Annotated in this window: 19 protein-coding genes; 8 read left to right on the forward strand and 11 right to left on the reverse strand. The window is 72.1% G+C overall.

Annotated features, from left to right (window positions below; genetic code table 11):
* Nucleotides 1-5: 5 nt before the first annotated feature.
* The 3 genes from KSO98_RS17400 to KSO98_RS17410 form a co-directional block, all read right to left on the reverse strand.
* Entirely contained in the window at nucleotides 6-992 is a 987-nt protein-coding gene (locus KSO98_RS17400; protein ID WP_225287006.1) for an MsnO8 family LLM class oxidoreductase, read from the reverse strand.
* Nucleotides 993-1,059: 67 nt separating this feature from the next.
* Nucleotides 1,060-1,632, reverse strand: a complete 573-nt coding sequence (locus tag KSO98_RS17405) for a dihydrofolate reductase family protein (RefSeq protein ID WP_225287007.1) — start codon at nucleotides 1,630-1,632, stop codon at nucleotides 1,060-1,062.
* Nucleotides 1,633-1,689: 57 nt separating this feature from the next.
* Complete coding sequence (locus KSO98_RS17410; protein WP_225287008.1) at nucleotides 1,690-2,127, reverse strand: VOC family protein; 438 nt, start codon at nucleotides 2,125-2,127, stop codon at nucleotides 1,690-1,692.
* A 69-nt stretch (nucleotides 2,128-2,196) separates the two neighbouring features.
* Here KSO98_RS17410 and KSO98_RS17415 point away from each other — a divergent pair, with 69 nt between their 5' ends.
* Nucleotides 2,197-2,556: a winged helix-turn-helix transcriptional regulator gene (locus KSO98_RS17415; RefSeq protein WP_225287009.1), complete on the forward strand. Its 360-nt coding sequence runs from the start codon at nucleotides 2,197-2,199 to the stop codon at nucleotides 2,554-2,556.
* Nucleotides 2,557-2,753: 197 nt separating this feature from the next.
* On the opposite strand, the gene KSO98_RS17420 is transcribed toward KSO98_RS17415, so the two are convergent.
* Nucleotides 2,754-3,221, reverse strand: coding sequence for a GNAT family N-acetyltransferase (locus KSO98_RS17420; protein WP_225287010.1), 468 nt, complete (start codon nucleotides 3,219-3,221; stop codon nucleotides 2,754-2,756).
* Between KSO98_RS17420 and KSO98_RS17425 the strand changes: the two genes are divergently transcribed.
* Nucleotides 3,108-3,578 (forward strand): cupin domain-containing protein, encoded by a 471-nt coding sequence (locus KSO98_RS17425; RefSeq protein WP_225287011.1) that lies wholly within the window; start codon nucleotides 3,108-3,110, stop codon nucleotides 3,576-3,578. The genes KSO98_RS17420 and KSO98_RS17425 overlap by 114 nt on opposite strands.
* A gap of 42 nt (nucleotides 3,579-3,620) precedes the next feature.
* Here KSO98_RS17425 and KSO98_RS18725 read toward each other — a convergent pair whose 3' ends face one another.
* Nucleotides 3,621-3,749, reverse strand: coding sequence for a hypothetical protein (locus tag KSO98_RS18725; protein ID WP_263642937.1), 129 nt, complete (start codon nucleotides 3,747-3,749; stop codon nucleotides 3,621-3,623).
* A 19-nt stretch (nucleotides 3,750-3,768) separates the two neighbouring features.
* Entirely contained in the window at nucleotides 3,769-4,239 is a 471-nt protein-coding gene (locus KSO98_RS17430; protein WP_225287012.1) for an SRPBCC family protein, read from the reverse strand.
* On the opposite strand from KSO98_RS17430, the gene KSO98_RS17435 reads away from it, so the two are divergent.
* A complete protein-coding gene (locus KSO98_RS17435; protein ID WP_225287013.1) occupies nucleotides 4,212-4,382 on the forward strand; it encodes a hypothetical protein in 171 nt (56 codons plus the stop codon). The genes KSO98_RS17430 and KSO98_RS17435 overlap by 28 nt on opposite strands.
* A 28-nt stretch (nucleotides 4,383-4,410) precedes the next feature.
* Nucleotides 4,411-5,178, forward strand: coding sequence for a metallophosphoesterase family protein (locus tag KSO98_RS17440; RefSeq protein ID WP_225287015.1), 768 nt, complete (start codon nucleotides 4,411-4,413; stop codon nucleotides 5,176-5,178).
* A gap of 17 nt (nucleotides 5,179-5,195) precedes the next feature.
* On the opposite strand, the gene KSO98_RS17445 is transcribed toward KSO98_RS17440, so the two are convergent.
* Nucleotides 5,196-5,858 (reverse strand): 4a-hydroxytetrahydrobiopterin dehydratase, encoded by a 663-nt coding sequence (locus KSO98_RS17445; RefSeq protein ID WP_225287016.1) that lies wholly within the window; start codon nucleotides 5,856-5,858, stop codon nucleotides 5,196-5,198.
* Nucleotides 5,859-5,944: 86 nt separating this feature from the next.
* Between KSO98_RS17445 and KSO98_RS17450 the strand changes: the two genes are divergently transcribed.
* On the forward strand, nucleotides 5,945-6,226 hold the full coding sequence (locus tag KSO98_RS17450; RefSeq protein ID WP_225287017.1) for a hypothetical protein: 282 nt from the start codon (nucleotides 5,945-5,947) through the stop codon (nucleotides 6,224-6,226).
* On the opposite strand, the gene KSO98_RS17455 is transcribed toward KSO98_RS17450, so the two are convergent.
* A complete protein-coding gene (locus KSO98_RS17455) occupies nucleotides 6,204-7,115 on the reverse strand; it encodes an alpha/beta hydrolase family protein (protein WP_225287018.1) in 912 nt (303 codons plus the stop codon). The two genes, KSO98_RS17450 and KSO98_RS17455, sit on opposite strands and share 23 nt — an antisense overlap.
* 25 nt (nucleotides 7,116-7,140) lie before the next feature.
* On the opposite strand from KSO98_RS17455, the gene KSO98_RS17460 reads away from it, so the two are divergent.
* Nucleotides 7,141-7,530, forward strand: a complete 390-nt coding sequence (locus tag KSO98_RS17460) for a helix-turn-helix domain-containing protein (protein ID WP_225287019.1) — start codon at nucleotides 7,141-7,143, stop codon at nucleotides 7,528-7,530.
* A gap of 4 nt (nucleotides 7,531-7,534) precedes the next feature.
* Here KSO98_RS17460 and KSO98_RS17465 read toward each other — a convergent pair whose 3' ends face one another.
* Both KSO98_RS17465 and KSO98_RS17470 read right to left on the reverse strand, forming a co-directional pair.
* Nucleotides 7,535-8,143, reverse strand: coding sequence for a ClpP family protease (locus KSO98_RS17465; RefSeq protein ID WP_225287020.1), 609 nt, complete (start codon nucleotides 8,141-8,143; stop codon nucleotides 7,535-7,537).
* Nucleotides 8,140-8,787: a ClpP family protease gene (locus KSO98_RS17470; RefSeq protein ID WP_225287021.1), complete on the reverse strand. Its 648-nt coding sequence runs from the start codon at nucleotides 8,785-8,787 to the stop codon at nucleotides 8,140-8,142. Before KSO98_RS17470 ends, KSO98_RS17465 begins: the two co-directional genes overlap by 4 nt.
* A gap of 99 nt (nucleotides 8,788-8,886) precedes the next feature.
* Here KSO98_RS17470 and KSO98_RS17475 point away from each other — a divergent pair, with 99 nt between their 5' ends.
* Together KSO98_RS17475 and KSO98_RS17480 are read left to right on the forward strand one after the other, a co-directional pair.
* The gene (locus KSO98_RS17475; RefSeq protein WP_225287022.1) at nucleotides 8,887-9,390 is read left to right on the forward strand and encodes an alpha/beta fold hydrolase; all 504 of its coding nucleotides are present in this window, start codon (nucleotides 8,887-8,889) and stop codon (nucleotides 9,388-9,390) included.
* The gene (locus KSO98_RS17480; RefSeq protein ID WP_225287023.1) at nucleotides 9,359-9,556 is read left to right on the forward strand and encodes an alpha/beta fold hydrolase family protein; all 198 of its coding nucleotides are present in this window, start codon (nucleotides 9,359-9,361) and stop codon (nucleotides 9,554-9,556) included. Before KSO98_RS17475 ends, KSO98_RS17480 begins: the two co-directional genes overlap by 32 nt.
* 5 nt (nucleotides 9,557-9,561) lie before the next feature.
* Here the strand turns inward: KSO98_RS17480 and KSO98_RS17485 are convergent, their stop codons facing one another.
* Complete coding sequence (locus KSO98_RS17485) at nucleotides 9,562-10,230, reverse strand: VOC family protein (protein WP_225287024.1); 669 nt, start codon at nucleotides 10,228-10,230, stop codon at nucleotides 9,562-9,564.
* Nucleotides 10,231-10,658 lie beyond the last annotated feature (428 nt).

Below are 10,658 nucleotides of genomic sequence, written 5' to 3' on the forward strand. Positions count from 1 at the left end.
CGCGCTCAGGTGGCCGTGTCGAACATCGCGGCCAGCGCGGCGTCCGAGGCGCGCAGCGCGTCCCGGTCGTACGTCACCCCGCTGGCGAGGAGCTCGTCGGCACCGGTGCGCTCGACCAGCTCCGCGATCCGGGAGGCGACCGACGTCGGCGTGCCGGCGATCGTCCGCGCCTGAGCGGCGGCGACCTGCTCCAGGACCCGTGACCCGAGCGCAGGGGCGCCGAGCTGGTCCTTGATCCGACCGATCGGCTCCAGCGGCGCGAAGGAGCCGGTCTGCCGGCTGCGGGCCGTCGCCCACGCCTCCGGGAGCGCCAGGTCACGGGCCTCGTCCTCGGTGTCGGCGACGAGCACATCGGCGGCCAGCACCACCCGTGGAGCCCCGTCGCCGGTGAAGCCCGCGCGGTAGGAGCGCAGCACGTCGTCGAGCCCTGGCTCGGCGAGAATCGGGCCGCCGATCACGACGGACAGCCCGAGCGCCGCGGCGATCTCGACGCCACGGCCGGTGGCGAGCAGGAACAGCGGGATCGGAGCGGCGGCGACCGGGCGGGCGGTGACCGGGGCCGTGCGGTCCAGGTAGCTCGCCAGCTCCCGGACGTCGTCGGCGAAGGTGTCCGGGCCCTCGGCGTCGTGCCGCAGCGCCCGCCGGACGGGCGCGGTGAAGCCGAGCGAGCGGCCGAGCCCCAGGTCGATCCGACCCGGGTGCAGCGCGGCCAGCATCAGGAACTGCTCGGCGACGACGAGGGGCTGGTGGTTCGGCAGCATCACCCCGCCGGAGCCCAGCCTGATCGTGGAGGTCGCGGCGCCGATCGCGGCGAGGAGGACGGCCGGCGCACCCGACGCGATGCCCGGCACCGCGTGATGCTCAGCCACCCAGAACCGGTGATACCCCAGCCGCTCGGCATCCTGCGCCCGCTCCACCGTGTGCCGCAGCGCCTCGCCGTCCGCGAAGCCGTCGCGCGTACGCGACCGGTCGAGGAGGGACAGAGTGACCACGTGGGCACAACGCGTGGGCGCGTCACGTGTTCCCGGACCGGTGTGGGCGCGTGGGGGCCGGTGGGGCTCAGCGGCGCACGCGGTGGCGCTGCAGCAGGACGCCGGAGGCGCAGGTGCGGCTCTCGACGAGCTCGAGATCGACCTGGGGACCACCCGGGGCGAAGTACGGCGTGCCTCCGCCGAGGAGGGTCGGGTGGATGCGCGGGGCGTACTCGTCGATCAGGCCGAGCGCCGCCGCCTCGTGGGCGAGCTCGGGGCCACCGATCGCGATGTCACCGTCGCCGCCCTCGGCGCCCTCGCGCAGGGCGACGATCTCCTCGGCGAGCGGTCGCGTCGCGAGCCGGGTGTTGCTGCCCTCGACCGAGGTGAGCGAGCGGGAGAAGACGACCTTCGGCAGCGCCTGCCACACCAGGGCGAACTCGCGCTCGGCGTCGTCGAGCTCCGGGTTCTCCTCGGCGCCCTCCCAGAACAGCATCGTCTCGTAGAGCCGCCGGCCCAGGAGGTGGACGCTCAGCCCGCGCACCTGCTGGAGCGCGTGGTCGAAGACCTCCTCGTCGGGCACACTCCAGTCGAAGCGCCCGTCCGGCCCCATGGCGTAGCCGTCGAGTGAGACACCCATCGCGTAGGTCAACCGCCGCATGACTCGATCATGCCGCAGGCGCGGGTCCGTGCGGAACGGCTGCAGCGAGCTGCTCTGTCAGCTCTTCGCGAGATCCTGGGCGAACATGACGAGGATGCCGCTCGGACCGCGCAGATAGGTGAGCTTGTAGACGTCCTCGTACGTCGCGACGCCGCGCAGCGGGTGGCAGCCATGCCGGGCGGCGATCGCCAGTGCCTCCTCGATGTCGTCGACCTGGAACGCGACCCGATGCATCCCGATCTCGTGCGGGCGCGTCGGCTCGGTTTCGATCGCGTCGGGATGGAGGTACTCGAAGAGCTCGAGGCGGCCCTCGCCGTCGGGCGTCTGCAGCATCGCGATCCGGGCGTGGTTGCCATCGAGACCGACCGCGGTGTCGGCCCACTCCCCGCTCACCTCGGCCCGGCCCAGGACGGGCAGGCCGAGGTCGGTGAAGAACGCGATCGTGGCGTCGAGGTCGCGCACGGCGATGCCGACGTTCTCGAGCTTGATGGGCATGGTCCCACCGTAAGACAGGCAGTCGATACCGTTCCGTGACGGCATCCGCACCGCTCCCGGGAGGGCCCGATGGGCAAGGCGTACAACATCATGTCCGCGACGTGCGTCAGCCGCGTCGTACTGCACCGGATCGGCGCGCGCTGGACGGTCTTCATCGTCAACGCTCTCGAGGCCGGGCCGATGCGCTTCACCCAGCTCAAGGCGCACATCCGCGGCATCACCCCCAAGGCGCTCACCGAGACCCTGCGCGCCCTGGAGACTGACGGGCTGATCAGCCGCACCGATCTGGGCGGCAACCCGCCCCACGTCGAGTACGCGCTCACCGACCTGGGCCGCTCGCTCCTCGTCCCGCTGCGCGCGGTGCGCCAGTGGGCCGAGACCCACGTCCCTGAGATCACCGCAGCGCGCGAGCGGGCGGCGTCCCGCTAGCCCGCGGCGGCTGCTCCGCCGTTCCGCACTCACCCGCTCTTTACCTTGACGGGGTGCGCCATGGTTCGGTTCCATACCGGTATAGCACCGGAGGAGGCCACGGCGAGACGTTCGGCGGACCCGGGCATCGACGCCCAGGAGACATGGCGTCTCCCGTGTCTCGAGAACCGGTCCTTCGCCGATCTGAGGTCCGGCGCTCAGACCGGCCGGGTCATGAACGTGCTGTGCGGGTCGGGCCGATAGCTCCCGAAGGGCTCGCACTCGACGAAGCCGTGCTTGGCATAGAGCGCGCGGGCCGGGGCGAAGAAGTCCGCGCTGCCGGTCTCGAGCGAGAGCCGCTCGACGCCGCGCTCGCGGGCGTCGGCGAGGACGTGGCGCAGCAACGCCGTCGCGATCCCGGCGCCGCGATGCGCCGGGTCGGTCCGCATGCTCTTCAGCTCCTCGTGGGCACGGTCCAGTGCCGAGAGCGCTGCCGTGCCGACCAGTCGACCGCCGGTCGTGGCCGTCCACAGCCGTACGCCGGGTCGCTGCAGCGCAGCGATGTCGAGGGCATGGCGGCTGTCTTCCGGGGCGGTCGGGGCCAGGTCGTCCAGGTGGGCCTGGAGGAAGGCGCGCAGGCCCTCGTTCTCGAAGTCGGCGCGCTCGATCTCCAGGACGTGGCTCATGGGGCCATCGTTCCAGGGTCCGGGTGGCGGCCGTCCACGACGCTCCCGCCGGACCAGGAAACCCGGTCGCGCCCGGCACCCTACGTCTGGCACTCCCATCCCGACTCCGACGAGCTGTTCCTGGTGGTCGACGGCAGCCTCGACATCCGCCTCCGTACGGGCGACTCGGAGGCGGTCGTGACCCTCGGACCGCACGACCTCTATGTCGTGCCGAAGGGCATCGAGCACTGCCCGGTGTCAGGGACGGGTGCCTCGGTCCTCCTCATCGAGCTTGCCGGGACGCTGAGCACGGGCGACTTCGCCGGTGAGGTGCCCGCACACACCACCTCCACCACGGGGGAGGAAGCCTCCTCGTGACGTCGTTGCGCGCCTGACGCAGGGGCGACGTCCGAGGAGAGCTCAGTCGTGCTGCTCCAGCGGCGTGAGGGGCGCGGCACCCCGCGGCGTGAGCGGCTCGCACGCGTCGATCCGCTCACGCAGCTCGTCGCGCAGTGGCGTCGTGACAGCCTGGATCGCACTCCCGATCAAGCCAGAGACCGCCAACGGGTCAGCGGCTGACCTCGACCGCCGACCTGATCGCCTCGAGGGTCTCGCTCATCCCGGACCGCAGCGTCTGGGTGAAGGACACGTGCCCGCCCAGGAACGCCTCGGTGAGCTCGTGGGACAGGTCGGAGACGCCGTCGGGTGCCTCGCGTCGTTGCGTCAGGCGTACGCCGGCTGCCGTCGGCTCGAGATCGAAGGACCAGATCGCCCAGTTCTCCTCGACCCGGAACGCCATCCTCCGACCCGGCGCCCAGTCGACGATCTCGGCATGCGTGGTCCAGGCGAGCTCGCCCTGCTGGTTGCGGTTGGTGAACTGCGCACCGGGCCCGACGTCGTCGAACCCGCTGCGCAGCCGGGTCGAAGTGACCTGCGGGCTCCACTCGCTCATCCGGCGCACATCGCTGACCAGCTCCCACACGTGAGGGAGGGGCGCGTGGATCTCGACGGTTGCCTCGAGGATGGGTACGGCGTGCATCAGGCGCCGCCGATCCTGCCGAGGCGGCCTTCCGCCTCGACGCGTTCCTCGAGGCCGGCAACAACCGGCGTGGCCTCTTCTGGGACGACGCCGAGCTGGACCGTGCTCGAGACCTCGCTCGCGAGCTCATCGACAAGACCTGAGTCCCGGTCCGCCGGTAGCGTCGCCGGGGTGACGACGATCGCCGCCTTCTCCGACGTACACGGCAACACTCCGGCCCTGCGGGCCGTGCTCGACGCGATCGCCGACCTCGGGTCCGACATCATCGTCAACCTCGGGGACATCGCCTCCGGCGGCGTCGATCCGCGGGGGACCCTGGACGTGCTGCGCGCCCGTACGGACATCGTCACGGTGAAGGGGAACCACGAGCGACAGCTGCTGACCCGGCCACGCGCGTCGATGAGCCGCTCGGACCAGCTGGCCTACGACGTCCTGGGCGACGATGACCGCGCCTGGCTCGACGCCCTGCCGACGCGGTCGGAGCCGACCGACGGGGTGCTGGCCTTCCACGGCAGTCCGTCCGACGACCTGTGCTACCTCCTCGAGACGGTCGACGTCACGGCCGCGAACGCACTGCGCGAGGCGACCGACGCGGAGGTGCTGGAGCGGCTCGGCGACGACGCCGGTCGCTTCCGACTGCACCTGTGCGGTCACACCCATCTCCAGCGGACCAGGGCGCTCCCCGGCGGGGCGCTGGTCGTCAATCCCGGCAGCGTCGGCTGGCCCGCCTACACGGACGATCATCCGGCACCGCACGCCGTCGAGGCCGGTACGCCCCACGCCCGTTTCAGCACCGCCACCCGTCGGGACGACGGCGCCTGGACGGTGAGCGAGCACGCGATCGCGTACGACGTCGACGAGGCCGTCGCGCTCGCCGAGAGCAACCAGCGCCCCGATGTCGCGTACGCGCTGCGCACCGGGCTCGTCGCCCGGCAGTAGCCGCTACCGCGCAGCGATCAGTGGCTGCGCCCGACGTGCGTACAGATGCAGACCTTGTTGCCCTGCGCGTCCGCGAGCACGACGAACCGCGGCGCGTCCGTGTCGCTGACGACACGGCCGCCCGCAGCCACGGCCGCGTCGATCCGCTCCTGGGCGATCTCGGGCGGCACCCGCAGGTCGTAGTGGAAGCGCTGCTTCGGCTCCTCGTGCGGATCGGTGTCCTGGAACCACAATGAGGGCATCACGCCGTACGGGTCGATGAGCGCGTCCTCGTCCTCCGGGTCGTCGACCAGCGCGAGGGCGGCCTTCCAGAACTCCCGGATCTCCTCGCGGTCGGCCGTGTCGAGACCGATCTCGGCCCGCTGCAGCGAGGCGGTCTCGGCCACCACGCCGAGCTCGGCCGCGAACCCACTGATCCGGCGCGCGAGATCGACGTCGCGCTGCGTCTTGCCGCCGACGTCGTGGCTGGTCAGGAGCACGTGCACCGCCGGGTAGGTCAGCGTCACGTCGGGATGATGGTCGGCCTCCTCGGCCGCCGCGCCGATCATGTCCACGAGCCTCAACCCGGTCGCGAAGTCGCCCGTACGGAAGCGCGCCTCCAGGGCGCGATACATCGAGCGCCAGTCCGGCAGGTCCATCTCGCTGATCTGGTCACCGCTGAGCAGAGCCTTCGGGTCCATGCCTCCACCATGCCACCGCCCGGGTCTGCTGACGAGGGGTCTCAGGCCTGTCGCCGACCGGGTCGGCGTGGCTGGTCCGCACCGAGGTGAGTCTTCCCGAGTGCCGCTGCGCGACGGTCACGGTGATCTCCGGATCGGTGCCGGCCTGGGGCCGCGCGCTCGCCATCGGCGCCGCCTTCGCCGCGGCGGCCGCGGTGATCGCGTGGGCGCCGGCCGAGTCGTCGTACGTCGTGGTCACCGTCGGGGACACGGTCCGGGTCCTCACCGTCGGCGCCGTGCCCGCGAGGCTCGCGGAGCTGGCCCCGGCGACGGCCGCCGCTGGCGTCCTGCCGCCGGTCCGCGCGTTCAGGACGGGCGCGGCCGGCTGAGCCGCTCGCCCGTGGCGCGGCACCACTCGTCGAGGAGGCGGAGGTAGCCGTGGGCGAAGCCGGTCTCGGCCACCTCGAGGCGGTGGTCGGCGCCGGCGAGGACGACGACCCGCTGCGGGCGCCTCGCCTCCTCGGCGGAGCGCTCGTAGCGCGCGACGCTGGCCCGCACCGGCACCAGCGGGTCGGCCCCGCCGAGGACCACGAGCGTCGGGGTCCTCAGGCGGCGCAGGTCGTCGTCCGGGTCGTAGTCCGCCCAGACGCGCAGCTGCTCCCAGGTCTCGCCGGTCAGCTCGAATCCGCCCAAGGCGGCCTCGTACCAGGGCTCCGCCCGGAACGAGGCGAGCACGCGCGTCCCGCGCTCGAGCGGCACGTCGGCGCGCGCCGCCGTGACCAGGTCGCGGTACAGCCGGGCGGCGCTCTCCTCGCCCGCCCCGGCGGCGACGAGCGCGAAGCGCTCGGCCTCCAGGAACGAGACGCCCGGGCACGAGTTGAGGATGAGGCGGTGCACGTCCACGCCGCGCACACAGCAGCGGAGGGCCACCCATCCGCCCTCGCTGTGCCCCAGCATGGCGACCCGCTGGGCATCGACCCGCGGATGGCTGCGGAGCACGGCGACAGCCGCGGCCGCGTCGTCGGCGAGATCGTCGACCGTCGCGCTCGACCACGCGCCGGTCGACCTGCCGGCGCCGCGCTTGTCGTACGCCAGCACCGCTGTCCCCGCCCCGACCAGGTGGTCCCGCAACGCGTCGAGGAACCCCCCGCTGTGCCGGTCGGCCGGGCCCGAGCCGCCGACCAGCACCAGGCCCGGGACGACTCCCGTCCCGGGCGGGCACGAGATGGTCGCGCTCAGCGACACCCCCGCACTCGCGAACTCCACCTCCTGCGCCATCGCAGCAGCCTCGCACGATCGGCCCGTGACCGGCACCGTACGCCGGCAGCGAACGTGCTTCCCCCGGCTCGACGACCAGTCCTACGGTGGCGGGATGGGCGACGTCATCCCGCTTCCCGTTCGCACCCCTCGGCCCGGTCCGGTCGAGAGCCCGCCGCTGTGGCGCGAGGCGATCGGGCGAGAGCTGCGCGACGAGCGCGCCGCGCAGCGCCGCACGCTTGCCGATGTGGCGGAGGACGCCGGGGTCTCGACGCAGTACCTCTCGGAGATCGAGCGGGGCCGCAAGGAGCCGAGCTCGGAGGTGATCGAGGCGGTCGGCGGCGCACTGGGGCTGCGGCTGGTGGACCTCACGACCCGGGTGTCGCGGCGCCTGATCGGCGCGCGGCCCAGCGGTCCGCTCGCGCTCGCCGCCTGAGCCGTCACGCCCGGACGAGAAGCTTGCGGCTGTCGAGCACGGCGTCCACCACGCCGTACTCGAGCGCGGCCGCCGCGCTCAGGACGAGGTCGCGCTCGGTGTCGGCGCGCACCTGGGCGCTGCTGCGCCCGGTGTGCAGGGCGAGCAGGTCGACCAGCTCGCTGCGCACCCGCGCGACCTCCTTGGCCTCGAGCTGCAGGTCCGGGAGGGTTGCGCGGGGCGTACCGCTCGACGGCTGGTCGAGCACGATGCGCGCGTGCGGCAGGACGGTGCGGCGACCCGGCTCGCCGGCGGCGAGGAGCACTGCGGCCGTGCTCGCGGCCTGTCCGACGCAGGTCGTCGCGACAGGAGCGCGGATGAACTGCATGGTGTCGTAGATCGCGAGCATCGCGGTCGGGTCGCCGCCGGGACTGTGGAGGTAGAGGTTGATCTCGCTGTCGGGACCCTCGGACTCGAGGTGCAGCAGCTGCGCGATGACGACGTTGGCGACGCCGTCGTCGATGGGCGTGCCGACGTAGACGATGCGCTCGCTCAGCAGACGGCTGAAGACGTCGGCGACGCGCTCGCCGCTCCGCGTCCTCTCGATGACCGACGGGACCAGGTAGCTGCTCATCGCGCGCTCGCCTCGACCTCGGGTGCACCGGCCATGCTCGCGATCCCGAATCCCGCCCGGCGGCTCGGCGCGAGCGACGCGGCCTCGACGAGCACCGCATCGGCCAGCCCGTACGCCACCGCCTCCTGCGCGGTGAACCACTTGTCGCGCAGCGAGTCCCGCTCGACCCGCTCGAGGGGCTGTCCGGTCTGCTCGGCGGTGATGGCCAGCATCCGCCGGTTGACCCGATCGAGGCGCTCGGCCTGGATCTCGATGTCGCTGGCCGTCCCGCCGAAGCCGGCCGAGCCCTGGTGGAGCAGGACCTCGGCGTGGGGCAGGACGAAGCGCTTGCCGGGTGCGCCGGCGGTCAGCAGGAACTGGCCCATGCTCGCCGCGAAGCCCATGGCGAGCGTGGACACGTCGTTGGGGATCAGGCGCATGGTGTCGAAGATGGCCATGCCGGCGGTCACCGAGCCACCGGGTGAGTTGATGTAGAGGCTGATGTCCTGGCGGGGATCGGCGGCGCTGAGCAGCAACAGCTGGGCGCAGATCCGGTTCGCGATCGGGTCGTCGACCTCCTGCCCCAGGACGATGATGCGCTGCTGCTGGAGCTGGGCGTCGAGGCTGTCGTGGAGGGGGCCTAGGGCCCGGTCGGTCTGGGTCATGCCCCGAGCCTCGCCGCCGCCGCGGGCGATCCCCAAGGACTTCTGCCGCAGGCGGATCTGCCCTCAGCAGCAGGCCGAGCACGAGGCTACGGTGGGACGGTGACGACCTTCGCGCTGCTCGCGGGTGCGGGCGGCGACGCCAGCCACCTCTACAGCCGGGTGGTGCCGCTGCTCCGGGCTGGAAACCATGAGGCGCTCGCGATCGACCTCCCCGCCGACGATGAGGCCGCGGGCCTCCCGGCGTACGCGGACATCGTGGTCCAGGCGCTCGCCGGCCGTACGGACGTCGTGCTCGTCGCGCACTCGCTGAGCGGGTTCACCGCGCCGCTGGTGATGGAGCGGACGCCCCTGCGCGCACTCGTGTTCCTCAACGCGATGGTCCCCAGGCCCGGCGAGCGGGCCGCTGAGTGGTGGGACAACACCGGCGTGAGCGCGGCCCGCGAGGCCCAGGCCGATCGCGGCGGTTATCCGCGCGAGGTGGACCTCGAGACCTACTTCACCCATGACGTCGATCCGGCGATCGCCGCGGAGGGGGCCGCGACGCGGACGCAACGAGACGCAGGCCGCGTTCGTGTCCGCCTGCGACTTCGGCGGCTGGCCTGACATCACCATGCGCGCGGCTGCGGGCAAGGACGACCGGTTCTTCCCGTTCGGCTTCCAGCAACGGCTGGCCCGCGATCGGCTCGGCATCGACCCCGACCCGCTCCCCGGCGGACACCTGCTCCCGCTGTCGCAACCGCAGGCGTTCGTGTCGTACCTGCTTCTATAGCGGCGTTATAGGGGCGGCATCAGGACGGTGAACGCGTTGCCGTCCGGGTCCAGGAACCGTCCTCCCCCGAGGTCGCCAGCACCCAGTTCGAGCAGTCGCGCCAGGTCGGCGGGGCCTTCTGCGGCGAGCTCGAAGGCGATGCGCTCGCGCGTCTCCCGTGCCATCAACGGCGGCCCGCTCCAGGTGAGCTTCGACCCGCCGGACGGCGACTGGATGGCGGTCTCCTCCCCCTCGTCCCAGACCAGGGGCCACGCCAGAACCCGGCTCCAGAAGACGCCCAGATCGTGGGTGCCGTCGCAGTTGACCGCCCCGATGCGGCCGGTGCCAGCCAGGAACCGATTCCCCGGGGCGATCACACACAGCTCGTTGCCTTCGGGATCCGCGAGCACGACGTGGGTCTCGTTCGGACCCTGGCCGACATCCACGTGGCGGCCGCCGAGCCGAAGCACCGTCGCGACCTGGGACTGCTGGTCCTCCAGCGACGTGCTCGTGAGGTCGAGGTGGATCCGCCCCTGCGATGCCTTGGGCCGGTCCGTCGGGACGAACCGAAGGGCGAAGCCGGGGACGTCGACCGTCGCACCGTGGACCGGGGCGTCGAGCACCTCCCCCCAGAACGGGGCCTGCGCCTCAGGGTCGAGCGCGAGCCAGCACAGCGCGCTGAGAGTGATCGCCACGCCATCGAGCCAACCTCATCGCTCGCGACCGGGCAACGGAGTTCTCGATCGTCAGGATGCGTCGGCGACGTTGTCGAGATGCAACGAAGATCGACGGGGCTCCCGCGGTGAACTTTGACGAAACAGCCGCGCTCGCCGCTGGTCGTCAAAGTGGGTGCTGGCAGCCAGCGCGGTTCAGGTCGATCCGTTGTCCCGTACCGAGATACGCTGCTGGCTAGCTCAACGTCCGGTCGGCCGGGGTCGAACTACGCGACAACCATGTCAGCCTGACTACTGATTCGCGACCTCAGTCGCGTCCCAATAGCCGCCCAGCCAGCCAGGCATGCGGCAAGAATGCAGGCATGAACGGGCGGACCTTCAGCGACCTAGCTGTGATGTCCAGTCAGGTTGTTCAAGCGGCTGATGGGTGGGAGGCCTCCGGCTGCTGA

Origin of the sequence: Nocardioides nematodiphilus, from assembly GCF_020216525.1 — a bacterium.
In the GTDB taxonomy this organism is placed as follows: domain Bacteria; phylum Actinomycetota; class Actinomycetes; order Propionibacteriales; family Nocardioidaceae; genus Nocardioides; species Nocardioides nematodiphilus.

Excerpts from the sequence above, each read along its gene's own strand:
- KSO98_RS17405 (WP_225287007.1), bottom strand. The coding sequence starts at position 1,632 with ATGCGGCGGTTGACCTACGCGATGGGTGTCTCACTCGACGGCTACGCC.
- KSO98_RS17410 (WP_225287008.1), bottom strand. The coding sequence starts at position 2,127 with ATGCCCATCAAGCTCGAGAACGTCGGCATCGCCGTGCGCGACCTCGAC.
- KSO98_RS17415 (WP_225287009.1), top strand. The coding sequence starts at position 2,197 with ATGGGCAAGGCGTACAACATCATGTCCGCGACGTGCGTCAGCCGCGTC.
- KSO98_RS17425 (WP_225287011.1), top strand. The coding sequence starts at position 3,108 with ATGGCGGCTGTCTTCCGGGGCGGTCGGGGCCAGGTCGTCCAGGTGGGC.
- KSO98_RS17420 (WP_225287010.1), bottom strand. The coding sequence starts at position 3,221 with ATGAGCCACGTCCTGGAGATCGAGCGCGCCGACTTCGAGAACGAGGGC.
- KSO98_RS17430 (WP_225287012.1), bottom strand. The coding sequence starts at position 4,239 with ATGCACGCCGTACCCATCCTCGAGGCAACCGTCGAGATCCACGCGCCC.
- KSO98_RS17445 (WP_225287016.1), bottom strand. The coding sequence starts at position 5,858 with ATGGACCCGAAGGCTCTGCTCAGCGGTGACCAGATCAGCGAGATGGAC.
- KSO98_RS17455 (WP_225287018.1), bottom strand. The coding sequence starts at position 7,115 with ATGGCGCAGGAGGTGGAGTTCGCGAGTGCGGGGGTGTCGCTGAGCGCG.
- KSO98_RS17465 (WP_225287020.1), bottom strand. The coding sequence starts at position 8,143 with ATGAGCAGCTACCTGGTCCCGTCGGTCATCGAGAGGACGCGGAGCGGC.
- KSO98_RS17470 (WP_225287021.1), bottom strand. The coding sequence starts at position 8,787 with ATGACCCAGACCGACCGGGCCCTAGGCCCCCTCCACGACAGCCTCGAC.